The following is a 24,448-nucleotide window of genomic DNA, read 5'->3' as shown; positions in this document are numbered from 1 at the left end:
CAGGACGGACCCAGCAGGACGGACGAGGAGGTGGGCGTGGCGGCACCCGGTTCGGCGACCGACGCCCGCCCGCACTCGCACGTGCGGCTCGTCGTCGCCGTCGGCACCGAGCAGCGGCACGTGGCGCTGCGCCGCGACGTCGTGCTCGGTGACGCCCTGCGCGCCGCGCTCGTCCCGCTCGACGACCCCGCGACCCTCGTCCTCGACTCCGCCGGGCAGCGCCTCGACGTGCGCGCCGCGGTGGGGGAGCAGGTCGCCGACGGCGCCGCGCTGCACGTCGTGCGTCCCGCGCCGAAGCCGCGCCGTCACCGCACCGTCGACCCCGAGCTGCTCGCGCGCCGCCCCCGCCCGCAGGCCGGGCTGCTCGCGCTCGCGGGCGCTCTCGGCGCCGTCCTGCTGCTCACCGCGATGCTCGGTCCGGTCCCGGACCTGCCGGCATGGGCCTCGACGGGCGTCACCGTCGCGCTCACGCTCGTCGCGCTCGCCGTCGCCGTCACGGGCCGCACCGGGCGGGGAACCGCACCGTCCGCGTCCGTCGCCGCGACGCTCGCCGCGCCCACGCTCGGTGCCGCGGCCGGCGCGTGGGCCGTGCCGCCCGACGACGGACCCGGACGCCGGCTCGCCGTCGTGGTCGCGCTGGTGTGCGCCACGGTCGCGGCCAGCGCCCGCACCGTCGTGACGCGGCGCCTGCGTGACGGCGAGGACGTCGCCGTCGTCGTCCTCGGCGGGCTCACCGTCGCCGTCGCCGCCCAGTCCGCGACGCTCCTGCTCGACCTGCCCGCGCAGGCCGGCGCCGCGCTGCTCGTCGGCCTCTCACCCCTCGTGCTGCGCATCGCGCCGCGCCTCGCGCTCGGGATCCCCGACGAGCAGCTCGTCGACGTCTCGCAGGTCGCCCGCACCGCGGAGTCCGTGCGTGCCCCGCGCCCGCGCGCGCTCGGCCGCGTGAGCCAGCGGCTCGTCGCGCGCACCGTCGAGGGCGCCGAGCGGCGCGTCATCACCGCGACCGCCCTCGCGTGCCTCGTCGCCGTCGCGCTGCTGCCCGGCGTCGTCTCCGCCGCACAGCAGGCCGACGGTCCGGTCGCGGCCGTGCAGCGATGGGGCTCGTACGCGCTCGTCGCGTGCGTGCTGCTCGCGTTCGTGCTCGTCCCGCGCAGCTCGCGGGACACCGCCGGGCGGTGGCTGCCGCGGCTCGCCGCGGGAGCCCTGCTCGTCGAGGCCGGGGCCGCGGTGCCGCTCGAGTGGCGCGTGCCCGTCGCGGTCGGCGCGCTCGCGCTCGGGGCGGTCGTCGCGGTCGTCGGCACCGCGCTCGCGCGCGGGTGGCAGTCCGTGGTCGCGTCGCGGCTCGCGGACATGGTGGAAGGGCTCGCGGTCGCGCTCGCGCTGCCGGCGGCGGTCGTCGCGTCCGGGCTCGTCGAGGTGCTGCGGAGGACGGTGGGCTCATGAGCGAGCAGACCTGCGCGTCGTGCGGACGCGCGCTGCGGGAGGGCGCGCGGTTCTGCACGAGCTGCGGCGCGCCCGCCGCGCCGATGATCGTCGTCGAGGCGCAGCCGCCGGTCACCCGCCGCAAGGCGTCGGGCGGCCGCCGCGCCGCCGCGCGGTCGTCGTCGCGTCCGTCCGTCCCGACGACGGCCGCTGCCGGTCCCGTGGCGGGCGCTACGGCGGGTGCTGCGGCCGGATCCGGCCTCGCCGGCGCGCCGGGCCTGGTGAACGGCCTGGGGGCCGCGTTCGACGGGGTCCGGACCGTCGGCGTCGGTGCGCGGCTCGGCGCCTTCCTCATCGACACGCTCGTCGTGCTCGGCGCCGCGGGCGCGGTGCTCGGGGCCACGCAGCAGCCCGTGCTCGCCGCGCTCGTCGCGCTCGAGCTCGCGGTCGGGTTCGTCGTGTGGGAGGCCCGCACGGGCCGGACCGTCGGCAACCTCGCGCTCGGCCTGCGCGCCGCCCGGGTCGAGACGCCGTACGCGCCCGGCCTGGGCCGCGCGGCGCGGCGTGCGCTCGTGCTCGGCGCCGGGCACCTCGTCGGCGGGGTCGGGCAGTGGGTCGTCGTCGGGTCCGTCGCGGGGGACCGTTCCCCGCTGCGGCAGGGCTGGCACGACCGGGCCGGCCGGGCCGTCGTCGTCGACGTGCGCAGCCCCCGGGCGACCGTCACGCGCGCCGCGGCATCCGCCGCGCCGTCCGTCACGTACTCGGGACCGCCGCTGCCGGGGTCGTCGGCCCCCCTCGCACGCGGTGCCGGCGGGACGTACGCCGGAGCGCCCGGAGGGCCGGGCGCCGGGCAGGCTCCCGCAGCGGTCCTCCCGCCCCCGCCCGCGACCTTCCCGTCCCCGCCCGGCGGCTACCCGCCGCCCCCCGGTGGCTACCCGCCGCCGCCCGGTGGCTACCCGCCGCCGCCCGGTGGCTACCCGCCGCCGCCCGGCGCCGGGTTCCCGCCCCCGCCCGCCGGCCCCGCGCACGCCGCGGCGACGACCGGCGCCCCGCACCCCGCCCCGGTGCACCACGTGCCGCAGCAGCCGTCGCACCCGCCCGCACCCGCGCGGCCGCGGACGTTCGTCCTCACGCTCGACACGGGCGAGGCGATGAGCGTGAGCGGACCGGGCGTCATCGGGCGCGCGCCGCGTCCGCGCGACGGCGAGCGGTGCGACCACGTCGTGACGGTCGACGACCCGCAGCGGTCCCTGTCCCGCACGCACGCGCGGTTCGGGATCGACGCGCGCGGGCTCTGGGTCGCGGACGCGGGCTCCGGCAACGGCACGGTCGTCGTGCTGCCCTCGGGGCAGTCCGTCGTGGTCGAGCCCGAGCGCCCGACGCCCGTGCCGAGCGGGTCGACCATCCGCATCGGTGACCGCTCGGTGCTCGTGGAGCAGCTCCCGGGCTGACCGCTTCACACGGCCGCGCACGGCTTCTGCGCTGCGCGGTCCAGGGCGGGACGGGTGACGAGGGCCGAGTGGGTCCGAGCCGTCCACGTGCGCCGCGTCTGCGGCACCGGGTGCGACGTCGTGCGCGGCGCATCGAGGACTGCTCGGCGCATCGAGGACTGCTCGGTGCACGTGGAGCAGCCTCCCGGCCGCCGCCACGGCAGGTGGACTCGGAGGCCCCGCACCCGCGGCGTGGGGCCTCCGCCCGTCAGCGGGTCGTCACCAGGTCTCGTCCTCCTCGGGCGTGCTCACGGTGACCTTCGGGGCGTCCTCGCGCGACCCGCGGGCGAGCCCTGCGGAGCGCGACGTCGTCGTGGGCTCGTCCTCGTCGAGCTCAGGTGCGACGTAGCCGAGCGAGCCCGCGCGCCGCTTGCGCTTCGAGCTCCCCGCGGCCCCGCCGCCGGCCGCGCCGACCATGCCGTTCGTCGCGCCCCCTCGGCCGCCCGCACCCGCGGCGGCGCCCAGCGCGCCCCCGCGTCCGGCCGCCCCGGCTCCTGCCGGACCGCCGCCGAGCACGGCTGCTCCACCGACACCTCCGGCCGCCCCGGGCGTGCCCGCGAGGACGCCGCCCATCGCGCCGCCGAGCGCGCCACCGCCGATGCGGGCCGCACCCATCGCGCCGAGCGCGGTGCCACCGACCACAGCGCCACCCGCGAGGGCACCACCGGCCACCCCGCCCGAGCCAGGACCGCCGATCGTGCCGCCGCCGGCGCCGGGACCACCGATCGTCCCGCCGCTGCCGGGGTCACCGCCGATGATGCCGCCACCGCCGATCGCGGGACCGCCGACGACCGGCGCGACGGGCGAACCGGGGCTGGGCCGGTCGTCGCCGTGCGTGTCACGCGGGTTGCCGATGACGGGCTCGGTCGTGATCGGAGTCGGGCCGACGGGCGTCCCCGTCTCCGGGGGCTCGTAGGGCGTCACCGTCTCCGGGGGCTCGTAGGTCACGGGGGGCCGGACCGGCGCGTCGACGGGGTCGGGGTCGGGGTTCCTGCCTCCACCGCCCGGCGGGTCGACAGGGTTCTGGACCCCAGGGTTGGGGACCGACGGCGGCACGTACGGCGTCCGAGGCGTGCGACCACCGCCGTCGTCACCCGGGTTCTTGGGAGTGGGCTCTTCCTGGCGGTCCTGGTCCGCGAGACCCTTCACCTGGAGCGAGAGCTCGTTGAGGCGCGCGTTCACCGTCGAGAGAGCGGCTGCTGCCTCTCGCTCGCGCTCTTGCGCGCGAGCGTTCTCGATGTAGGGGATGCCGGTCGAGGCGCCGTTCGCCTCGAGCTCGCGTCGCTCGGCGTAGGTGAGCCGTCCGAGAGGGAGGGCCCGGTACTCGCTCTGCGCGGTCTCGACAGTGCTCGCCGCCTCCTTGACGACGACCGCGATCGCCGCCAACGCGTCGACCTTCGCGAGCATGCTCCTGGCAGTGTCCGCGATGCTCGCCTGCGCGGCGTCGCCGGACATGCCCTCGAGCCCGAGGTCGCTCGCGAGGCGGCGCAGCTCGGTGCTGATCTCCTGGAGCGGCTCCCCGAGCGCCTCGAGCCTCTCGGCGTCGGCGATCGCCGCGTCCGGGTTGGCGTCGAGCGCCCGCTGGAGCTCGGCGGAGGACTTCTCGGCCATCGTCACTTGCCCCCTTCTGGTAGGTCCGGACCGTGCTCGTCTGCCGTCTGTGCGGCGCTGGGTGGGATGTCGTGTGCGGGGACCCTGCGGCGTCGGCGTGCCGCCAGGAGCGCGATGGCGGCGATGGCTGCAGCCAGGATGCCACCGCCTGCGGCCAGGAGCACCGGGGCGTTCGTGCTCGACGTTCCCTCGGACCCCGTCGCGGTGGGCTGCGTCGTCTCGGTCGCGTCTGCGGTGCTCGTGGGCGCGGGGGTGGTCGGTGCGGGGCTGGATGTCTCGCGTCGGGGGGAGTCGCGCAGGGTGGGGTCGTCCAGGAGGGAGAGGTCCTGGACCTGCTCGTAGGTGGGGATGCTGTCGGGGTCGTGGTCGAGCAGCGGGTTCTCGTCCGGGTACGTCGTCGGGTCGTGCTCGAGCATGTGCCGGACGTTGACGATCCCGTACCCGGCGAGCGGGTCGTGGTAGAGCTCGTGGTCCTGGCCGTCGGTGTTGCGGATGAGGGTCTGGATGATCTGGTTGCCCGTGGCCTCGGGGTAGGCCGACCAGACGAGCGCCAGTGCTCCGGCGGTGAAGGCCGTGGCGGCTGACGACCCGTTCGTCAGGACGTAGGAGCTCAGATCGTCGTCGAGATGGCGGATCGACTCGCCGGGCGCGATGACGTCCGCCCCGGGACGTGACCCAGGACGCACGTTCCCGTCCGGACCGGCCGACTCGACCGTGACGACCCCGTTGAACGAGCCCGGGTGAGGCTGGCCGGGGTCGTCCGACAGCGCCACGACGACGATGACCCCTTCGTGCAACGCGCGCGTGACGGCCCAGTAGTCCAGCAGGATGTTGCTGCTCAGCGAGATCGAGATGATGTCCGCCCCGTCGGTCACCGCCTGGTCGATCGCCTCACCGAACGCGAACTTCACGTCGCCGACGGCTTCCGGGTTGCAGGCCTCCTCGCCGTCAGGGCCGACGAGTGTGGAGTAGAACCAGACGTCCGCGTCGGGGGCGACGCCGAGGATGCCGGGTTGCCCGTTCTGGCCCTTGCCGGTGCCGACGACGAGCGAGGTCATGTTGGTGCCGTGCGCAGCTCCGGCCGTGCGTTGCGCGGCGGGCAACGGGTCGCCGAGCACCTCGTCGGCGCAGAACGACGGCTCGTGCACGCGCACGGATGTCCCGGCGAGGTCGCCGGCGTCGGGCCAGATCGCCGTGTCGACCACCGCGACCTGCACACCCTTGCCGGTGGTGCGCTCGTGGAGGTCCGCCATGCGAGTGGCGGTGTAGTACCACATGCCGTCGTCGGCATCCGCCGCCACCGCGGGGACGCCCGCGGCGACGGCCAGGAGCAGCCCGGTCGCGGCCACCGCACCGGTGCGCGCGGCTCTCATCGAAAGTCGTCGCCTGACCCCGAGGGGCGCCAGGGGGACACCGGGTCCGCGCCGGGCGCGACCGGCCCGGGGTAGCCGGGCGGGAAGTACGGGGTCGTCGACGGCTTCGGGTCGAACCGCTCCAGCTGGCCCTGGACCTCGTCGTCGGTGCGTGCTTGCGCACTGGCGCTGAGGCGCAAGTTGTCGCGGATCAGCTCGACGCGTTCGCGCAGCGTCGCGAACTCGGTCTCCAGCTGCGTGATCTCGGCGCGATACACCGCGGCGAAGTCCTGGGCGGCGGGCATCGTCGACCAGGTCGCGGAGTCCTGGTTCGAGCGAACGACCTGCGTCCGCCCGATGACGACGTCGATGCGGTCGAACAACCGCAGCAACGTGCTCACCTGCTGCTCGAGCAGGTCGATGTCGACGCCGACGTCGTTCTTCGACACGGATCCCCCCGGGTGGTCATGCGAGATGCGGTGCGGGCCGGCCACGACGAGGGTGGTGGCCCGCGGCTGCACCGGGCGGGGTGCAGCGTGGTGGAGACGTGGGTGCGTGCGTCGGGCGGGTGCCGGTCGCCCGGTCACCCGCCCGACGCCGGTCAGGTCACCAGCGGGCGGCGTTGGCTCGCTCGGTGGCCTGGTAGTCGTCGTTCGACGTGGCGACGGCGCGGCCGATCTCGGCCAGCAGCGCCTTCATGTCGGTGATCGCGGCGGTCCACTTGGCCCGTGCGGCCTCGTAGGAACCGGCGGCCTCACCGGACCAGTTCGCGCGCAGCGGCTGCAGCGAGGAGTCCATGTCGTTCAGCTTGGACTCGATGTGCGAGGCACCGGACTGGATGTCGGCGGCGGCGGTGGACAGGCCACCGAAGTTCACCTTCAGGTCGCTCATGATCATCCCCTCGTTCAGCCCAGGCGCCCGGACAGGCGCGAGAACGTCGACTGCTGCGTCTCGTCCGACGCGGAGTACGTGGACTGCGACGTGCGCAGGTTCTGCTCGAACTCGTCGAGCGCGGCGACGATCTTCGACGCGTCGTCGCGCCAGCGGACCATCAGCTGGTTGAACGCGACCGCGCCCTGGCCCTGCCAGTGCGACCCGATCCCGGACAGCTTGCCCTCGAGCGAGCTCAGCTCCGAACGCAGCTCGCTTCGCGTACGCGCGACCACGTCCGCGCCCTGCTTGATCGCACCATCTGCTGCGGAGACCTCAGCGGCCATGACACCTCCCCCATGCCCGACCCCTGCGGGCCGACGCCGGCACGCGACCCGGACGAGCCACGTCGGTTCCGGACGAATCGGTCGCGAAACCGGCCCTACCCTAACCGGACCGACCCGACCCGGTGGATGGGTCAACCACCTGGTGGGCAGGTTCGCCCGATCGGTTGACCCGAACGGGTGCTCGGGACCGTCGAGCGGGTGGTGCGTGCGTCGGGCGGGTGCCGGTCGCCCGGTCACCCGCCCGACGCCGGTCAGGTCACCAGCGGGCGGCGTTGGCTCGCTCGGTGGCCTGGTAGTCGTCGTTCGACGTGGCGACGGCGCGGCCGATCTCGGCCAGCAGCGCCTTCATGTCGGTGATCGCGGCGGTCCACTTGGCCCGTGCGGCCTCGTAGGAACCGGCGGCCTCACCGGACCAGTTCGCGCGCAGCGGCTGCAGCGAGGAGTCCATGTCGTTCAGCTTGGACTCGATGTGCGAGGCACCGGACTGGATGTCGGCGGCGGCGGTGGACAGGCCACCGAAGTTCACCTTCAGGTCGCTCATGATCATCCCCTCGTTCAGCCCAGGCGCCCGGACAGGCGCGAGAACGTCGACTGCTGCGTCTCGTCCGACGCGGAGTACGTGGACTGCGACGTGCGCAGGTTCTGCTCGAACTCGTCGAGCGCGGCGACGATCTTCGACGCGTCGTCGCGCCAGCGGACCATCAGCTGGTTGAACGCGACCGCGCCCTGGCCCTGCCAGTGCGACCCGATCCCGGACAGCTTGCCCTCGAGCGAGCTCAGCTCCGAACGCAGCTCGCTTCGCGTACGCGCGACCACGTCCGCGCCCTGCTTGATCGCACCATCTGCTGCGGAGACCTCAGCGGCCATGACACCTCCCCCATGCCCGACCCCTGCGGGCCGACGCCGGCACGCGACCCGGACGAGCCACGTGAGTCCGCGGCTTCGTCGCGAACCGGTGGCAACGTAACCGACCCGGGCACGACCGCGCTCGGGCCGGGTGACGCCCTGTGGACAACCGGCCGCACGCGTCGACCGCACCTCGCCACCCTGCTCGCCTGGCTATGCTGACCGCCGACCTGCCGACGAGCACGAGGACGCCGATGACCGATCCGAGCACACCGACGGCCCCCGTCGGCACCTTGCTGCGGATCTCGGTGACGGCGGGCGACCGCCGCATCGACCTCGGGGCCCCGGGCAACGTGGCCGTGGTGGAGATCGTGCCGGGGCTCGCACGTGCCCTCGGGGTGCTGGACGCCGCGTCGGTGTACGGCGGCTACCGGCTCGTGACGGCGGAGGGCGAGAGCCTCGACCCGGCGCGCAGCCTCATCGCGTCCGGCGTCGAGGACGGCGCGGTGCTCGCGCTCGAGTCCGGCGCCGAGCAGCCCGAGCCGCGCGTGTACGACGACGTGGTCGAGGCCGTCGCGGACGCGGTCGAGGCGCGTTTCCGTCCGTGGACGCCGCACGACAGCGCCCTGGGCGCCGCGTGGGGCGCCGCGGCGATCGTCGCCGCCACCTCGCTCCTGCTCCTGACGGCCGAGCGCTCGTCGCAGCTCGCGCCCGTCGTCGCGGCGCTCGCCGCGCTGCTCGCGGTCGCCGCCGGCACCGTGGTGGCGCGCACGGGTCGCGACGCGTCCGCGGGCCGGGTGCTCGTGCTCGCAGCGGGGCTGCCCGCCGCGGTGGCGGGGCTGACCGTCGGCACGCAGAGCCCGTCGTGGGGCTGGCCGGCCGCGCTGGCCGGCGCGGGCCTCGTCGTCGCGGGCCTGCTCGCCGTCGTCGCCCTGCCCTCGGGCCGGGAGACCGCGATCGCGCCCATCGGCCTGGGCCTGGCGCTGGGCGTCGTGGGGGCCACGGTCGAGCTGACCGGGACGGCCGCGCAGGACGTCCTCGCCGTCGTCGTCGCGGTCGTGCTCACCGCGAGCATCGGCGTGCCCTGGCTCGCGCTGGCGAGCACGCCGCTGCGCGTGGTGTCGCCGCGCACCGACGCGGAGATCCTGCTCGACCCGGCCCCGGTCGACCCCGACCGCGTGCGCCGCCAGCTCGACGCGGGCTACCGCATCCAGCTCGCGCTGCGCGTCGCGGTGGGCGTGCTCGCGCTCGTCGCGACGCCGGCGCTGGTGGCCTCGGGGCTGCTCGGCACGACGCTGCTCGTCGTCGGCTGGGTGGGTCTGCTGCTCGCGACGCGCCAGTCGTACGCGCGTGCCGACGTGCTCGTCGTGGTGTGCCTCGGGGTCACGGGGCTCGCGCTCACGCTCGTCGTCGCGGCGCTCGTGCACCCGTCGTGGCGCACCGCGCTCGTGTGCGCGGCGGCCGTGGGCGTCGCGGCGCTCGTCGCGCTCGGGCTGGTCGCACCGCGACGCCGTGTCGCGCTCGCGCGCGTGGGGGACACCGTCGAGATGACCTGCCTGGCCGTCCTGCTCCCGCTCGGCGTCGCCGCCGCGGGCATGGTCTGACCCGGGAGCGGGCGTGGCAGCGAAGCGGGACCTCGTCGAGGCGCAGTCCTTCAGCCGCCGCCGGCTGCTGACGGCGTTCGTCAGCGGCGCGCCGGGCGGCCAGGAGCTCGAGCCGACCAAGCCCATGCGCGGCGTGGTCGCGGGCGTGTCGCTCGCGGTGCTCGTCGTCCTCGGCTCGCTCGCCTGGGGCGCGATCCGCAGCGACCCGAAGGGGTGGGAGTCGAACAAGCTCGTCGTCGTCAAGGGCGAGGGCACGCGGTACGTCTCGCTCGCGGGCGTGCTGCACCCGGTCGTCAACACCACGAGCGCGCGGCTCGCGGTCGAGTCCGGTCAGTTCGGCGTGGTCGAGCTCGCGCCCGGCGTCATCGCGGACACCGAGCGCGGCGAGACGATCGGCATCGTCGGTGCGCCGGACACGCCGCCGTCGGTGTCGTCGCTGGTCGCGGACGGGTGGACCGCGTGCGTGGCGGGCACCGAGGTGGCCGCGTCGGTCGGGGTCGAGCTGCCCACCGAGTCGGGCGGTGCGCTCGTCGCGCGGTCGGCGGGGGAGACGTTCGTCGTGGCGGGCGGCCTGCGTCACCGCGTGCCGTCCGACGAGTCCGCGGTGCTGCGTGCCGTCGGCCTGGACACCGTGGCTCCCGTGGACGTCCCCGCGACGTGGCTGAACCTCGTGCCCGAGGGCTCCGACCTGCAGCTCCTGACGATGGACGGCGCGGGCGACCCGCTCCCGGCGGGCTCGGCGCTCGGCGACCTGACGGTCGGCACGCTGATCCGCGTCGCGGGCACGGGCACGGCGGACCGCTGGTACGTGGTCGACGACGAGGGCGAGGTCGCGCCGCTGACGCCGTTCGCGGTGAGCCTGTACCAGGCGCGGACCGAGGCCGTGACCCTCACGCTCGCGGACGTGGGCGCCGCGCAGACGGCGGACGCGCTCGCCCCCGCGGACTGGCCGGAGCAGCCGGTCACCGCGGTCCCGGCCGACGCGGCGCCGTGCGTCGTGCTGACCCCCGGCGACGAGGGGACGGTCGAGCTCGTCTCGACGACGCAGGAGCTGCGTCCCGGCGTGCACGTCGCACCCGGCGGCGGCGCCCTGGTGCTGTCCCGCACGGGCGGCGGCAAGGGCGTGCACGCGCTGATCGACGAGACGGGCCGCCGGTTCGGCCTGTCGTCGGTCGACCAGGGGGACGACGACGTGCTCACGCGGCTCGGGTACGACCGCGAGCACGTGACGGTCGTGCCGCCCGCGTGGGTCGACCTGTTCGAGCCCGGTCCGGACCTCACGGTGGACGCGGCGCGGACCCCGGTGACGTCGTGACGCGAGCCCCTGCCGCCCAGCGACGAGCGGGTCGCGCGCGTCGGGGCGTCGCGGCGGTGCTGCTCGGGGGCGCGGGCCTGCTCACGGGCGCGCTCGTCGTCGCGCCCGCGGCGCAGGCCGCGCCCGAGCAGGGGTGCGGCGGCGAGGCGCCGCGGTACCTCGACGAGGAGCCGCCCGCGCTCGCGCAGCTCGGCGCGAGCAAGGCGTGGCAGCTCGCGACGGGCGCGGGAGTGACGGTCGCGGTCGTCGACTCGGGCGTGGACGACCGCAACCCGCACCTGGCCGGCGCGGTGCTCCAGGGCACCGACGTGGTCCGCGCGGGCACGGCCGACGCGGGCCGCAAGGACACGTGGGGGCACGGCACGACGGTCGCGGGCATCATCGCGGCGCGCCCGGTGGACGGCTCGGGCGTGCGGGGGCTCGCGCCCGACGCCCGCATCCTGCCGGTGCGTGTGTACTACGGCGAGGACTTCGAGGACGAGCGCGACGGCACGGACCCGGACCCCGACCGCATCGCGGAGGGCATCCGGTGGGCCGTCGACAACGGCGCGCAGGTGGTCAACGTGTCGATGTCGAGCGACGCCGACGTCCCCGCGCTGCGGGCCGCGGTGGAGCACGCGACGGCGCGCGGCGCGCTCGTCGTCGCGAGCGCGGGCAACCGCAACACCGCCGAGGACGACTCCGACAGCCCCCGGTACCCCGCGGCGTACCCGGACGTGCTGGCGGTCGCGGCGGTCGACCGGGACCTGAACCCCACGGACGCCTCGATCCACGGCGACCACGTCGACGTGGCCGCGCCCGGCCAGGACGTGCTCGGGGTGTACCGGGGCGCGGGGGACTGCTGGTTCGCGACGGAGGCGCCGGCGCCGAGCTGGTCGACGGCGTACGCGTCGGCGGCCGCGGCGCTGGTCGCGCAGCGGTTCCCCGACGAGACGCCCGCGCAGTGGGCGTACCGGCTCGAGGTCACGGCGGCGCGGTCGGTCGAGCACCTGCGCACGCCCGAGACCGGGTGGGGCGTGCTGCGCCCGGACGAGGCGCTGCAGCACGTCGACGACGGCACGGCGCTCGGCCCGCAGAACCCGACGAGCACGCGTGCGCCGTCGGCGGCGGTGACGCCGGTCGCGGTCGCCGAGAGCGTCGACCCGCTCGAGCCGGTGCGCCGGACGGCGGTGTGGTGGGTGCTCGTCGCCACGACGGTGGTGACGCTCGTCGCGCTGGCGTGGCGGCTCGTCGGGCCGCGGAGGTCGCGATGAGCGGGTCGATCGGGTCGTCGTCCGGATCGTCGTCCGGGTCGTCGCCGGGGGCGCCGTTCGAGCTGCGCTGGGGTGCCGCGACGTCGCAGGGCGGCCGGTCGCACAACGAGGACGCGCTGCTCGCGGACACCGACGTGTTCGTCGTCGCGGACGGCATGGGCGGGCACGACGCGGGCGAGGTCGCGAGCGCGACCGCGGTCGAGGTGCTGCGCTCGCTCGTCGGGCGGGCGGCGGGTCCCGACGAGGTGCGCGCGGCCCTGCTCGAGGCGCACGAGCGCGTGCGCGCCCTCGGGAGCGAGACCGGACGCCGGCCGGGGACGACCGCGACGGGCGTCGTGCTGACGGTGCACGAGGCGACGTCGTGCTGGGTGGTGCTCAACGTCGGCGACTCGCGCACGTACCGCATGGCGGGCGCGGTGCTGGAGCAGGTCACGCGCGACCACTCGGAGGTCGCGGAGCTGGTGGCGGACGGTCTGGTGCGGCCCGACGAGGCGGCGCACCACCCGTGGCGGCACGTCGTGACGCGTGCGCTCGGCGGCGGTGCCGCGAGCGTGGAGCCGGACGTGGACGTGCTCGCGGTCAGCCCGGGCGACCGGATGCTGGTGTGCTCGGACGGTCTGACGGACGCGCTGCCGGACGCGCGCATCGAGGCGGACCTGAAGGCGGAGGCGGACCCTCAGGCGGCGGCGGACCGGCTGGTCGCGACGGCGGTCGCGGCCGGGGCGGCGGACAACGTCACGGTCGTGGTGGTCGACGCCCCGGCGACTCTTCCGCGCTGACGCGCGCCTGCGCTCGTCGTCCGAGTGCCGCGGCGCGCGACGTGCGCACGGCGTCGACGGTGAGCAGCGCGAGCGCGAGCCACACGAGCGCGAACCCCCACCACCGTGCGGGCGGCATGGGCTCGTGCAGGACGACGACCCCGATCACCAGGTGCAGCAGCGGTGTGAGGTACTGCAGCAGCCCGACGACGGACAGCGGCAGCCGGGCGGCCGCGGTGTTGAACAGCACGAGCGGGACGGTCGTCGCGACGCCGGACAGCGCGAGCAGCAGCGCGTGCCCGACCCCGTTCCCGACGAACGTGCCCGTCCCCTGGACGTGCAGCCAGACCAGCCACCCGGCGGCGACCGGGGCGAGCACGAGCGTCTCGGCGGCGAACCCTGGCACGGCGGCGACGTGCCGGCCGACGCGGGACTTGATGAGGCCGTAGAGCCCGAACGAGACCGCGAGGGTGAGCGCGATCCACGGCACCCGCCCGTACCCGACGGTCAGCACGGCGACGGCGGCGGCGCCGCAGCCGAGCGCGACCCACTGCACGGTGCGCAGCCGCTCGTGCAGCACGGTGACGGCGAGGGCGACGGTGACCAGCGGGTTGACGAAGTAGCCGAGCGAGGCGTCGACGACGCGGTCGGTCGCGACGGCGAGGACGAAGACGAGCCAGTTGGTGGCGAGCAGCACGGCGGCGAGCGTGAGCAGGCCGAGCGTGCGCCGGTCGCGCAGCACGACGACGAACGCGTGCCAGGTGCGGGTCGTGGCGAGCAGCGCGGCGCACACGAGCAGGGACCACAGCGCGCGGTGGGCGACGATCTCGTCGGGCCCGGCGGGGGCGAGGACCGTGAAGTAGAGCGGCAGGAACCCCCACAGGGTGTAGGCGGCGACGCCGCTCGCGAGCCCGCGCCGGTCGGCGGGCGGGTTCGTCGGGGAGGCCGTGCGCGCGGGGTCGGGGGAGGGGGTCTGGTCCGCGCGCATGGCGCGACCCTAGGGCGGCGCCGGGCGCGGGGCGCTCCGCGACACCCGTGCGGCCGACCGGTTGACGAGCCCACGGGACAGCCCTACTGTCCGTTTGCAGCAAGTTGCGCCCGTCTTGCAATGCTCTTGCAACGCGGGTGTCGAGTACGGGGCGCGCCCCGGACGCTCGTCGTCCGGCCACCTCCTCCTCGTCCGTCCGCGGACGTGGCGCCCCGAGCCGGCCATGGCCGGCGCACGGTCGTCGCAACGGTGCGACGGCCCGATCCGGCCGGCGACGGTGCCGGCCCGACCAGGAGGAGCTGTCGTGCGCACCACCACCATCCCCCGAGGACGCCGCCACCCCGCGCGGCGCGCCCTCGCGGCCCTCGTCGGCGCCGCACTCGCGCTCGCGGGCACGCTCGTCGTCGCGACGTCCCTGGGCGCCGCCCCGGCGACCGCCGCACCGCCCGGCACGCGCAACGTCGGCGTGAACCTGTTCCAGTGGACGTGGAACGCGATCGCGGACGAGTGCACCACGCACCTCGGCCCCGACGGCTACGCGTGGGTGCAGACCTCCCCGCCCAACGAGCACCCCGTGCTCGGCGGCCAGTGGTGGACGTCGTACCAGCCCGTGAGCTACAAGGTCGAGTCCAAGCTCGGGACGCGCGCGGAGTACAAGGCGATGATCGACGCCTGCCGTGACGCGGGCGTCGACGTCATCGCGGACGTCGTCGTCAACCACATGTCCGGCCAGACGAGCGGCACGGGCTGGGCCGGCACGACGTTCACCGAGGAGCGCTACCCGGGGCCCGAGGGCGGGTACGGCCCGCAGGACTTCCACGCGTGCCGGTCGAACATCGCGAGCTACACCGACCGGTACCAGGTGCAGAACTGCCGCCTCGTCGGGCTGCAGGACCTCGACACCGGTGCGCAGTACGTCCGCGAGGAGATCGGGCGGTACCTGAACGACCTGATCGCGCTCGGCGTGCGCGGGTTCCGCGTCGACGCGGCCAAGCACATCGCGGCCGCGGACCTCGCCGCGATCAAGGCCCAGCTCTCCGACCAGAGCGTCTACATCGTGCAGGAGGTCATCGGCGCGGCCGGGGAGCCCGTCCAGCCGAGCGAGTACCTGGGCGTCGGCGACTCGCACGAGTTCGCCTACGCCCGCCACCTGAAGAGCGCGTTCACCGGCAGCCTGACGTCGCTGAACGGGCTGACGGGCGCGTCGTGGCTCCTGCCCTCGGCCCAGGCGGGCGTGTTCGTCGACAACCACGACACCGAGCGCAACGGCGAGACGCTCAGCTACAAGAACGGCTCGACCTACCGGCTCGCGAACGTCTTCATGCTCGCCCACCCGTACGGCTGGCCCACCGTCTACTCCGGGTACGCGTTCTCGAACCACGACGCGGGCGCCCCGCAGACCGGCTCGGGCGAGGTGCTCGACGCGGTGTGCGGCCAGGGCGCGTGGACGTGCGCGCACCGCTGGAACGAGACGGCGCACATGGTCGGGTTCCGCGACGCGGTCGGTACGACGAGCGTCGTGCACTGGTGGGACAACGGGTACGACCAGATCGCGTTCGGCCGCGGGGACAAGGGCTTCGTCGCCATCAACCGCTCGGGCAACCCGCTGACCCGCACGTTCACGACGAGCCTGCCCGCGGGCTCCTACTGCGACGTGATCTCCGGCAGCGCGGGGTCCTCGTGCTCCGGGACGACCGTGACCGTCGGCTCGTCGGGCGCCGCGACCTTCACCGTGCCCGCGAACGGCGCGGTCGCGCTGCACGTCGAGGCGCGCCCGGGCACGGGCACCCCGAGCCCGACCGCGACGCCCACCGTCCCGACGAGCGCGGCCGTGTCGTTCGGCGTGAACGCGACGACCGTGTGGGGTCAGAACGTGTTCGTCGTCGGCGACGTCGCGGCCCTCGGCGGCTGGGACCCCGCGAAGGCGGTCCCGCTCTCGTCGGCGACGTACCCCGTGTGGCGGGCGTCGGTGACGCTGACCCCGGGCAGCACCGTCGCGTACAAGTACGTCCGCAAGGAGGCGAACGGCTCGGTGACCTGGGAGACCGGTGCCGACCGCACCGTCACGGTCCCGGCGAGCGGGACCCTCACGCTCACCGAGTCGTGGCGCTGGTGACGCAGCGCTGACGGACGGCCGCGCGCCCCTGCCCCGGGGTGCGCGGACCGCGGGCGGGGTGGTGCGGGCGCGTGGAGGTGCGCGCACCACCCCGTCGCCGCCGGTCGTCGGATGGCCCGCATCGTGGGCGATTGTCCGCATGCTGGCAGGGGTGTCCAACAGGTGGCTGAGGTCGGCCTAAGATGGCGCGCAGCAACCCGCCCTGCCTGCCGTGACCGCGCCTCGAGGGCCGTCCCGGGCGCACCTCGGAAGGCCGTCCGAGGGCTGGTTCCACGAGGACAGCGGGGCGTCTGGTCCCCCGATCGGAAGGTCCGCCCGTGAGCACCCCGACCCTGCGCGTCGCCGTCGTCGGCGCCGGTCCCGCCGGCATCTACGCCTCGGACATCCTGTCCAAGACCGACCTCGACGTCAGCATCGACCTGTTCGAGCGCCTCCCCGCGCCGTTCGGCCTCGTGCGCTACGGCGTGGCCCCCGACCACCCGCGCATCAAGCAGATCATCGTCGCGCTGCACAAGGTGCTCGAGCGCGGCGACATCCGCCTCCTCGCGAACGTCGACTACGGCACGGACCTCAAGCTCGACGACCTGCGCCAGTTCTACGACGCCGTGATCTTCTCGACCGGCTCGATCCGCGACGCGGCCCTGCCGATCCCCGGCATCGAGCTCGAGAGCTCGTACGGGGCCGCGGACTTCGTGTCCTGGTACGACGGGCACCCCGACGTGCCGCGCACCTGGCCGCTCGAGCACCGGACCGTCGCGGTCATCGGTGCGGGCAACGTCGCGCTCGACGTCGCGCGCATCCTCGCCAAGCACGCCGACGACCTGCTGCCCACCGAGGTCCCGGCCAACGTCTACGACATCCTCAAGCAGAACCCGATCACCGACGTGCACGTCTTCGCGCGCCGCGGCCCCGCGCAGGTGAAGTTCTCCCCGCTCGAGCTGCGCGAGCTCGGCCACGTCCCCGACGTCGACGTCGTCGTCTACCCCGAGGACTTCGAGTTCGACGACGGCTCGATGGCCGCGATCCACTCCTCGAACCAGACCAAGCAGGTCGTCAAGACCCTCACGGACTGGACGCTCAAGGAGCCCGAGGAGCTCACCGCGTCGCGCCGCATCCACCTGCACTTCCTGCACAAGCCCGCCGAGGTGCTCGGTGAGGACGGCAAGGTCGTCGGGCTGCGGACCGAGCGCACCGCGCTCAACGGCGACGGCAACGTCACCGGCACGGGCGTGTTCCACGACTGGCCCGTCGAGGCCGTCTACCGTGCGGTCGGGTACTTCGGCTCGCCGCTCGTCGACATCCCGTTCGACGACGTCGCGGGCGTCATCCCCAACCGCGAGGGCCGCGTCGTGGACGTCGACGGCGAGCACCTGTCGGGCGTGTACGCCACCGGCTGGATCAAGCGCGGCCCGGTCGGCCTCATCGGGCACACCAAGTCCGACGCGTCCGAGACCATCCGCCACCTGACCGAGGACGTCGAGGCGGGCGGCGACGCGTTCTACACCGCCACCGACCGCGACCCCGCCGCGATCACCGAGTTCCTCGCCGCGCGCGGCGTCGAGGTCATCGAGTGGTCCGGCTGGCAGCTGCTCGACGCGTACGAGCGCTCGCTCGGCGAGCCGCACGGGCGCGAGCGCGTCAAGGTCGTCCCGCGCGAGGAGATGGTCGACATCTCGCTGGGCCGCGGCACGCAGGGCTGACCCCGCACGACCGTCCGAGAGGCACGGCACCCGTCCGCGGGGCCGTGCCTCTCGTCGTGTCCCCGATGAGTGCCCCGGGAACGTGATGTGATCGTGGTGCGTTCTTCGACGTGGACGACCAGCGGAGGGACAGCATGACGACTCGGCACCACTTCAACGGCCTCAAGACGGCGGCCCTGTTCGGCGTCATGTGGGCGGTGCTGCTGGGGCTGGGCTGGATCCTGGGCCGCGGCACGTCGCGGTTCGTCCTGCTGTTCGCCGGGCTCGGCGTGCTCATGACGGCCGTCAGCTACTGGAACTCCGACAAGATCGCGATCCGCACCATGCAGGCGGTCCCCGTGACCGAGGTCGAGCAGCCCGCGATGTACCGCATCGTGCGTGAGCTCTCCACCCGCGCGGGCCAGCCCATGCCGCGCCTGTACGTCTCGCCGACCATGGCGCCCAACGCGTTCGCCACGGGCCGCAACCCGCGCAACGCCGCCGTGTGCTGCACGTCCGGGATCCTGCAGATCCTCGACGAGCGCGAGCTGCGCGGCGTGCTCGGGCACGAGCTGCAGCACGTCTACAACCGCGACATCCTCACGTCGTCCGTCGCCGCCGCGGTCGCCGGCGTCATCACGTCGCTCGCGCAGTTCGCGTTCTTCTTCGGCGGCGGCGGGGACCGGCGCGAGGGCGCCAACCCCATCGCGGGGCTGCTGATGGTCGTCCTCGCCCCGTTCGCCGCGATGATGATCCAGATGGCGATCAGCCGCACGCGCGAGTTCGACGCCGACGAGGACGGCGCGAGCCTCACCGGCGACCCGCTCGCGCTCGCGTCCGCGCTGCGCAAGCTCGAGGCCGGCACCAAGGCCCGCCCGCTGCCGCAGGACCAGCGGCTCGAGAACGTCTCGCACCTCATGATCGCCAACCCGTTCAAGGGCGCCGGCGTCGCGCGGCTGTTCGCGACGCACCCGCCCATGGCGGAGCGCATCGCCCGCCTCGAGGCCCAGGCGGGTACGCAGGGCGGCATCACCCGCTACTGACCGGCACGCGCCCCTTCCGGTCGCCTCAGGGCACCTCGAGCGACGACGCCGGAACCCCGGGGTCGACGAGCACGCCGGCGTGCTGGAAGGTCGCCAGCAGCTCGTCGATCGCGGCGCGGACGGCGTCCGGGTGCCCGGTGATGCCGCTGCGCAGCGCGACCGTGATCGTCGTCGTGGGCCCCTCGGTCGCGACGTCGAGCGTGAGCCGGGCCTCGCCCTGCGGCTTCCCCCTGAGCCACCGGACGGCGTCCACCCAGAACAGGTCCCGCACGACGTCGCCCCAGAACGACGAGTACGCGAGCTGCACGCGCGGCGCGTCCGCGGGCTCCAGGAGCCGGTAGCCGGCACGCGTGAGGACGTGGAGCGCGGTGGCGCGCGCGGCGCCGGGGTCGCCGGAGACGACGATCGTGCGCGCCGGGAAGTACCGCCGTCCGCGCTCCATGGCCGCGCGTGCCCGCTTCTCGTCGCGCCTCATGGCAGGACGCGGCGCAGGAGTGCTCGGCGCCGCGGCGGCGCCGAGTACTCGCGGGCAGGTGGGCGGTTCAGCGGTAGTTCACGAACTGGAGCGCGGCGTCCACGTCCGAGCCCTTGAGGAGCGCGATCACGGCCTGCAGGTCGTCGCGGCTCTTCGCCGAGACGCGCAGCTCGTCGCCCTGGATCTGCGTCTTCACGCCCTTGGGGCCCTCGTCGCGCACGATCTTCGCGAGCTTCTTCGCGACCTCCGACGACAGGCCCTCCTTGATGCCGGCGGCGAGGCGGTACTCCTTGCCCGACGGCTTCGGCTCCTTGTCGCCCAGGTCCAGCGCCTTCAGCGAGATCCCGCGCTTGATGAGCTTCGACTCGAACACGTCGAGGATCGCGAGGACGCGGTCGGGGGAGTTGGCGATCATGAGCACCGACTCGCCGGACCACGCGATGGATGCGCCGACGCCCTTGAAGTCGTACCGCTGGGCGATCTCCTTCGCCGCCTGGTTGAGCGCGTTGTCGACCTCCTGCCGGTCGACCTTGCTGACGACGTCGAACGACGACTCGCTCGCCATGGAATGCCCTCCCGTGCTGTCGCGACAGCCGCTTCCCGGCCGTCGCTCGTCCTCGTGCGGGCCGCCGTTTTCTCGGTGGGGCCCGGGTGTTGCTATCCTTCCACGGCACGCCGCGCGAGCGACGACTGCGATCACGGCCATCCCCCTCGTGGGACGGCGGTGGACACGGTCCGACGATCGTCGGCACGCACCCTGGCGGGTTACCCGAGTGGCCAAAGGGGGCTGACTGTAAATCAGCTGGCAACGCCTACGGGGGTTCGAATCCCTCACCCGCCACCGACCGAAGGGGCGTCCCACCCGGGACGCCCCTTCGCCGTTCCCGGGGGTGGTTCCCCTCGCCACCCTCCCGCGCCCACCCACCCCCGCCCCCACCCCCTCCGCCGAGTGCGCACGGTGATGCGCGAGTGCACCGGTAGAGCGTGCGCACTCGACCCGGACCGTGCGCACTCGCCGGTCCTGAGGCAGGGCGCGCCCGGACCTCCCGCCGGTCGCCTCCCGCCGTGAGACCGCGCCCGTCACCCGGGCCCCTTGCGTCGAGTGCGCACGTCGGTGCGCGAGTGCGGCCGTCGGGCGTGCGCGCTCGGTCCGGGACGTGCGCTCTCGGCGGGGTGGGGGCTCGGGTCGGGTGGCGGGGTGGGCTGGGGATGGCGGACCACGCGGTGCCGGCGCCTGTGCCAGGGTGCGGCGGCGACGGTGCCGGGCGACGGGTGGAGGAGCGCAGTGGGGGCGACGAGCGGGCTCGTGGTCGGTGGTGGGGCGGCGGCGGTGCGCGACCCGGGGCTCGTACGCGTGCGGCGCGGCGCGTACGTGGGCCGGGAGCATTGGGACGGGCTCGGCGACGACGAGCGGTATCTCCTCGTCGTGCAGGCGACCGCCGCCGTGGCCACGGGTGAACCGCTCGTGTCGCACTGGTCGGCCGCGGCGGTGTGGGGACTGCCCACCGTCGGCCGGCCCGACGAGCGGGTCCACGTCACCGTGCCCGCGGCGCCGGGCGGGCGCTCCGCGCGCGGGATCGTGCGGCACACCCGTTCCGGTACCCCCAGCGAAGGCGTCGCGGGCGGGCTGCGAGTGACGAGCGTCGCGCGCACCGTGGTCGACCTCGCCCGCGTCGGCGGTCTGGCCTCGGGTCTCGTGGCGGCGGACGCGGCGCTGCGCGCCGGCATGACGTCGTCCGACGAGCTCGCGCGCGAGGTCGCAGCGGTCGGGTCGGGTCGCGGCGCGCTCGCGGCGCGGGCCCTGGCGCGGCTGGCCGACGGCGCGTGCGAGTCGCCGGGTGAGTCCCTGAGCCGTGCGCGGATGCACGAGCACGGGCTACCGGCACCCGTGCTGCAGCACGAGCTGTTCGACGACCGCGGGTTCGTCGCCCGGGTCGACTTCTGGTGGCCGGACTGCGGTGTGGTCGGCGAGTTCGACGGCAAGGTCAAGTACGGCGGCGCCAGGGGCGACGCGCTGTGGCGCGAGAAGCTCCGCGAGGACCGCCTGCGCGCCCTGGTCCGCGCGGTCGCCCGCTGGACGTGGCAGGACGCGATGCGGGGCGGCCCGATGGTCGACACCCTCCACCGCGCGGGTCTCCGCCCCACCCCCCGAACCCCACCCACCGGCCCCGCCGACTGCTGACGTCCCTGCCCGACTGCGCCCGTCGAGCGTGCGCGCCCGGTCCGCGACGTCCGCACTCGGCAGGTGAGGGGTCGCGCCGACCGGCCCGGCGTCCGGCCCGGCGCTCGACCGCGCGTCGTCGGCCCGCGCGCCGACCGCTGACGTTCGTGAGCGAGTGCTGGCGTGGTGCGTGCGCGGTCGAGATGGAACGTCAGCAGTCGGGTGGCGGAGGGTGAGACGAGGGGGAGGGGTGGGGTGCGGGGGCGGATTTCGCGGGGGGCCTGTGGCCGTGTAGCCTGTTCCGCGCTGCCCCGATAGCTCAGTCGGCAGAGCGTCTCCATGGTAAGGAGAAGGTCAAGGGTTCGATTCCCTTTCGGGGCTCTGTGGTGTGTTCGGGGGTGCGGTTGGTCCGCACCCCCGGCCCGCACCCGAGGCGGGGTAGCTCAGTTGGTGAGAGCGCACGACTCATAATCGTGAGGTCGCGGGTTCGAGTCCCGCTCCCGCTACAGACATCGAAGGCCCGCCGGTCACCGGCGGGCCTTCGTGCTTTTCTGTCTTTGCTTCATGCAGAGCTACCTGGCCCTGGGAAGCCTGTACGTGGTCGACCTCACGACGGCCGGCGGCCTCGCCGTGGTGGTCCTCCTGACCTCGGCGGCCGCGGTCGTGGCCGGAGGGCTGCGAGCGGGCGGTGCCGGACAGGAGCCGTCGTGACGTACCCGGCACGGCCGGGGCCGGTCGGTGCGCTATTCTTGTCGGCGGTCTGTGTGCGTGTGCATCGACGGCCGCCCGGGCCGGCCCCGGGGCGTGCCGCTCGGGAGCGCAGTCGCCTGAGGGCGCGACACGACCACCGTTGACCCCGAGGGTGCCGCCGGTGCCCGCCGTTCGAACGCAAGCGCCGTGGTGGCGCGAGAGGTGGCAAGACCATGGCCAGCAAGAGCTCGGACGTCCGTCCGAAGATCACGCTCGCATGCACGGAGTGCAAGGAGCGGAACTACATCACGAAGAAGAACCGTCGGAACGACCCCGACCGTCTCGAGATGAAGAAGTTCTGCCCGCGCGACAACCGCCACACGCTGCACCGCGAGACCCGCTGACCCTGGCGATGCCGGTCGACACCGGGTACGCCGGGCGGGTCTACCCGCCGAACGCGGTCTACGAGGTCGGGCGCGAGCACCTGCGGTCGTTCGCGGCCGCGGTGGGCGCGCAGCACCCCGCGCACACGGACGTCGAGGCGGCGCGTGCGCTGGGGTACCCCGACGTCATCGCGCCCCCGACCTTCGCGGTCGTGGTCGCGCAGCGCGCCGAGGCCCAGCTGTTCGAGGACCCCGCCGCGGGCATCGACTTCAGCCGGGTCGTGCACGCCGACGAGCGCTTCACGCACCACCGCCCCGTGCGCGCGGGCGACCGGCTGGTGACGGTGCTGCACGTCGACTCGATCGTCGAGCGCGCCGGTCTGGCGATGATCACCACGCGCGCGGAGATCGCGGCGGAGGACGGCGAGGCCGTCGCCACCGTCGTGTCGACGCTCGCCGTGCGTCCCGAGGAGTCCTGATGGCGCCGCGTCTGCAGGACCTCGAGGTCGGCCAGGAGGTCGCGCGCCGCGAGGTCGTCGTCGACCGCGCGCGCCTCGTGCGGTACGCGGCGGCGTCGGGTGACTTCAACCCCATCCACTGGAACGAGCGCGTCGCGCTGTCGGTGGGCCTGCCCGGCGTGATCGCGCACGGGATGTGGACCATGGGCGCCGCGGTCGGCCCGGTCGTGGACTGGGTGGGGGACCCGGGCCGGGTCGTCGACTACCAGGTGCGGTTCACGCGGCCGGTGCCGGTGCCGGACCCGGGGCACGCGACGGTCGATGTCGTCGGTGCGGTGGGCGCGCTCGACGCGGAGGCGGGCACCGCGCGCATCGACCTGACGGTGACGGTCGAGGGGCAGCGCGTGCTCGGCAAGGCGCAGGCGGTCGTCCGCCTGTCCTGACCTCCTCGCGAGGGATCGTTCGTCGAACGGGCCCCCTCCGCGCTCAGCGCGGGGCGGGGCCCGTCGTCGTCCCTGGGCGCAGCGTCACGGGCAGGACGGTCGGGTCGGGGATGTCGCCCGCGAGCAGCGAGGCGACCGCGCGTCCGACGACCATGCCCTTCTCGGCGAGCGGCTGCACGACGGACGTGAGCACGTCGGGCGCGAGCCACGGCAGGTCGAGCCCGTCGAACCCGGCGATCGACACGTCGCCGGGCACGGCGAGCCCGAGCTCGCGCGCGGCGAGGACGACGCCCGAGGCCAGCAGGTCCGACTGGCAGACGACCGCGGTGGGGCGGTCCTCGCGGGAGAGGATCGCGAAGCCCGCGGCCTTGCCGTGCTCGACGAGGGAGGCGGGCGTCTCGTACACCGCGTCGGGTGTGACGCCGGCGTCGAGCACGCCGTCCAGGCGGCGCCGCGTGACCTGCCAGACGACCTCGTCCCAGCGGGCGGGCTCGACGAAGCCGTCGCGGCGCTGCCGGTCGAACGCGAGGGTGACGCACGCGAAGCGCTCGTGCCCGAGCTCCTGGAGGTGTCGGACGACGTCGGCCATGCCGCGGCGGTCGTCGATGCCGACGGTCGCGACGTCCGGCTCGGGGATGCCCTCGACGACGACGGTCGGGACGCCGCGGCGGCGCAGCGCCTGGAGCACGGGGTCCTCGGTGCCGCTGCCCCACAGCAGCACGGCGACGTCCATCGCGGCGGACAGCACGAGCGGGTCGACGGGCACCTCGGCGGGGTCGGTGGGGCCGGGGATGAGCAGGACGCCGAGGCCCATCTCGCCAAGGGTCCCGACGAGTCCGTCGAGCACCTGGATGGAGACGGGGTCGCGGAACGAGCGGCGCAGCGCGTCGCCGACGACGACGCCGACGATGCCGGAGCGTCCGCTGCGCAGCTGGCGGCCGAGCGGGTTCGGGCCGAGGTAGCCGAGGTCGGCAGCGGCGGCCAGGACGCGCTCACGCGTGGTGGACGCGATCGGGCCGGCGCCGGAGAACGCGAGGGAGGCCGTGGAGACGGACACCCCGGCGGCTGAGGCGACGTCGGCGAGCGTCGGGCGCTGGGACGACAGCGGGCACCTCCGGCGGGCGGCTCGGTGTGGCGAGCGGGG

25 protein-coding genes and 3 tRNA genes are annotated in these 24,448 nt (G+C 74.9%); 17 read left to right on the top strand and 11 right to left on the bottom strand.

From position 1 onward, the window contains the following. The first annotated feature begins 36 nt into the window (after positions 1-36). Complete coding sequence (locus F1D97_RS16695) at positions 37-1,443, top strand: hypothetical protein (protein WP_236121597.1); 1,407 nt, start codon at positions 37-39, stop codon at positions 1,441-1,443. Then, entirely contained in the window at positions 1,440-2,873 is a 1,434-nt protein-coding gene (locus tag F1D97_RS16690) for an RDD family protein (RefSeq protein ID WP_236121596.1), read from the top strand. The genes F1D97_RS16695 and F1D97_RS16690 overlap by 4 nt, the downstream gene beginning before the upstream one ends. Positions 2,874-3,131: 258 nt before the next feature. Here F1D97_RS16690 and F1D97_RS16685 read toward each other — a convergent pair whose 3' ends face one another. From F1D97_RS16685 to F1D97_RS16655, 7 genes are all read right to left on the bottom strand, one after another. Continuing rightward, positions 3,132-4,523 (bottom strand): WXG100 family type VII secretion target, encoded by a 1,392-nt coding sequence (locus F1D97_RS16685; protein WP_236121595.1) that lies wholly within the window; start codon positions 4,521-4,523, stop codon positions 3,132-3,134. 2 nt (positions 4,524-4,525) lie between these two features. Next, positions 4,526-5,896: a S8 family peptidase gene (locus tag F1D97_RS16680; RefSeq protein WP_236121594.1), complete on the bottom strand. Its 1,371-nt coding sequence runs from the start codon at positions 5,894-5,896 to the stop codon at positions 4,526-4,528. Beyond that, a complete protein-coding gene (locus tag F1D97_RS16675) occupies positions 5,893-6,324 on the bottom strand; it encodes a hypothetical protein (protein ID WP_236121593.1) in 432 nt (143 codons plus the stop codon). Before F1D97_RS16675 ends, F1D97_RS16680 begins: the two co-directional genes overlap by 4 nt. A 157-nt stretch (positions 6,325-6,481) precedes the next feature. Beyond that, a complete protein-coding gene (locus F1D97_RS16670; protein ID WP_236121592.1) occupies positions 6,482-6,766 on the bottom strand; it encodes a WXG100 family type VII secretion target in 285 nt (94 codons plus the stop codon). Positions 6,767-6,780: 14 nt separating this feature from the next. Beyond that, complete coding sequence (locus F1D97_RS16665; RefSeq protein ID WP_236121591.1) at positions 6,781-7,092, bottom strand: WXG100 family type VII secretion target; 312 nt, start codon at positions 7,090-7,092, stop codon at positions 6,781-6,783. Between the two features lie 256 nt (positions 7,093-7,348). Continuing rightward, a complete protein-coding gene (locus F1D97_RS16660; protein ID WP_236121592.1) occupies positions 7,349-7,633 on the bottom strand; it encodes a WXG100 family type VII secretion target in 285 nt (94 codons plus the stop codon). Positions 7,634-7,647: 14 nt separating this feature from the next. Continuing rightward, the gene (locus tag F1D97_RS16655) at positions 7,648-7,959 is read right to left on the bottom strand and encodes a WXG100 family type VII secretion target (RefSeq protein ID WP_236121591.1); all 312 of its coding nucleotides are present in this window, start codon (positions 7,957-7,959) and stop codon (positions 7,648-7,650) included. A 233-nt stretch (positions 7,960-8,192) separates the two neighbouring features. Between F1D97_RS16655 and eccD the strand changes: the two genes are divergently transcribed. The 4 genes from eccD to F1D97_RS16635 are packed head-to-tail and all read left to right on the top strand — an operon-like array spanning position 8,193 to position 12,889. Further along, positions 8,193-9,542: a type VII secretion integral membrane protein EccD gene (gene eccD, locus F1D97_RS16650; protein ID WP_236121590.1), complete on the top strand. Its 1,350-nt coding sequence runs from the start codon at positions 8,193-8,195 to the stop codon at positions 9,540-9,542. 13 nt (positions 9,543-9,555) lie between these two features. After that, positions 9,556-10,857: a type VII secretion protein EccB gene (gene eccB / locus F1D97_RS16645; protein ID WP_236121589.1), complete on the top strand. Its 1,302-nt coding sequence runs from the start codon at positions 9,556-9,558 to the stop codon at positions 10,855-10,857. Then, complete coding sequence (gene mycP / locus F1D97_RS16640) at positions 10,854-12,110, top strand: type VII secretion-associated serine protease mycosin (RefSeq protein WP_236121588.1); 1,257 nt, start codon at positions 10,854-10,856, stop codon at positions 12,108-12,110. Before eccB ends, mycP begins: the two co-directional genes overlap by 4 nt. Then, on the top strand, positions 12,107-12,889 hold the full coding sequence (locus F1D97_RS16635) for a PP2C family protein-serine/threonine phosphatase (protein WP_236121587.1): 783 nt from the start codon (positions 12,107-12,109) through the stop codon (positions 12,887-12,889). The genes mycP and F1D97_RS16635 overlap by 4 nt, the downstream gene beginning before the upstream one ends. Here the strand turns inward: F1D97_RS16635 and rarD are convergent. Further along, positions 12,846-13,856, bottom strand: coding sequence for an EamA family transporter RarD (gene rarD / locus F1D97_RS16630; RefSeq protein ID WP_236121586.1), 1,011 nt, complete (start codon positions 13,854-13,856; stop codon positions 12,846-12,848). The two genes, F1D97_RS16635 and rarD, sit on opposite strands and share 44 nt — an antisense overlap. 304 nt (positions 13,857-14,160) lie before the next feature. On the opposite strand from rarD, the gene F1D97_RS16625 reads away from it, so the two are divergent. From F1D97_RS16625 to htpX, 3 genes are all read left to right on the top strand, one after another. Next, complete coding sequence (locus tag F1D97_RS16625) at positions 14,161-15,972, top strand: carbohydrate-binding module family 20 domain-containing protein (RefSeq protein ID WP_236121585.1); 1,812 nt, start codon at positions 14,161-14,163, stop codon at positions 15,970-15,972. Between the two features lie 317 nt (positions 15,973-16,289). Further along, a complete protein-coding gene (locus tag F1D97_RS16620) occupies positions 16,290-17,672 on the top strand; it encodes an FAD-dependent oxidoreductase (RefSeq protein WP_236121584.1) in 1,383 nt (460 codons plus the stop codon). Positions 17,673-17,806: 134 nt separating this feature from the next. Further along, positions 17,807-18,694, top strand: coding sequence for a zinc metalloprotease HtpX (gene htpX, locus F1D97_RS16615; protein WP_236121583.1), 888 nt, complete (start codon positions 17,807-17,809; stop codon positions 18,692-18,694). Positions 18,695-18,719: 25 nt separating this feature from the next. Here the strand turns inward: htpX and F1D97_RS16610 are convergent, their stop codons facing one another. After that, on the bottom strand, positions 18,720-19,169 hold the full coding sequence (locus F1D97_RS16610; protein ID WP_236121582.1) for a hypothetical protein: 450 nt from the start codon (positions 19,167-19,169) through the stop codon (positions 18,720-18,722). A gap of 67 nt (positions 19,170-19,236) precedes the next feature. After that, on the bottom strand, positions 19,237-19,734 hold the full coding sequence (locus F1D97_RS16605) for a YajQ family cyclic di-GMP-binding protein (protein WP_236121581.1): 498 nt from the start codon (positions 19,732-19,734) through the stop codon (positions 19,237-19,239). 194 nt (positions 19,735-19,928) lie between these two features. Between F1D97_RS16605 and F1D97_RS16600 the strand changes: the two genes are divergently transcribed. From F1D97_RS16600 to F1D97_RS16565, 8 genes are all read left to right on the top strand, one after another. After that, a tRNA-Tyr gene (locus F1D97_RS16600) sits at positions 19,929-20,010 on the top strand. Between the two features lie 444 nt (positions 20,011-20,454). Further along, a complete protein-coding gene (locus F1D97_RS16595) occupies positions 20,455-21,351 on the top strand; it encodes a type IV toxin-antitoxin system AbiEi family antitoxin domain-containing protein (protein WP_236121580.1) in 897 nt (298 codons plus the stop codon). Positions 21,352-21,638: 287 nt separating this feature from the next. Beyond that, positions 21,639-21,711: transfer RNA gene (locus tag F1D97_RS16590), tRNA-Thr, on the top strand. A gap of 51 nt (positions 21,712-21,762) precedes the next feature. Continuing rightward, positions 21,763-21,836 (top strand) — tRNA-Met (locus F1D97_RS16585). A gap of 58 nt (positions 21,837-21,894) precedes the next feature. Then, positions 21,895-22,041, top strand: a complete 147-nt coding sequence (locus F1D97_RS16580; RefSeq protein ID WP_236121579.1) for a hypothetical protein — start codon at positions 21,895-21,897, stop codon at positions 22,039-22,041. A 212-nt stretch (positions 22,042-22,253) separates the two neighbouring features. After that, a complete protein-coding gene (gene rpmG, locus F1D97_RS16575; protein ID WP_029290226.1) occupies positions 22,254-22,424 on the top strand; it encodes a 50S ribosomal protein L33 in 171 nt (56 codons plus the stop codon). An 8-nt stretch (positions 22,425-22,432) separates the two neighbouring features. Continuing rightward, entirely contained in the window at positions 22,433-22,882 is a 450-nt protein-coding gene (locus F1D97_RS16570; protein ID WP_236121578.1) for an FAS1-like dehydratase domain-containing protein, read from the top strand. Next, positions 22,882-23,304, top strand: a complete 423-nt coding sequence (locus tag F1D97_RS16565) for a MaoC family dehydratase (protein ID WP_236121577.1) — start codon at positions 22,882-22,884, stop codon at positions 23,302-23,304. Before F1D97_RS16570 ends, F1D97_RS16565 begins: the two co-directional genes overlap by 1 nt. 43 nt (positions 23,305-23,347) lie before the next feature. Here F1D97_RS16565 and F1D97_RS16560 read toward each other — a convergent pair whose 3' ends face one another. Then, positions 23,348-24,409 carry a LacI family DNA-binding transcriptional regulator gene (locus tag F1D97_RS16560; RefSeq protein ID WP_236123643.1) on the bottom strand — a complete coding sequence of 354 codons (1,062 nt, stop codon included), beginning with the start codon at positions 24,407-24,409 and terminating at the stop codon, positions 23,348-23,350. Positions 24,410-24,448: the final 39 nt, after the last annotated feature.

It is taken from the genome of Cellulomonas palmilytica (assembly GCF_021590045.1).
GTDB lineage: Bacteria > Actinomycetota > Actinomycetes > Actinomycetales > Cellulomonadaceae > Cellulomonas > Cellulomonas palmilytica.
Note: the sequence above shows the minus strand (reverse complement) of the source record. Positions and strands in the feature narration are given on the sequence as shown.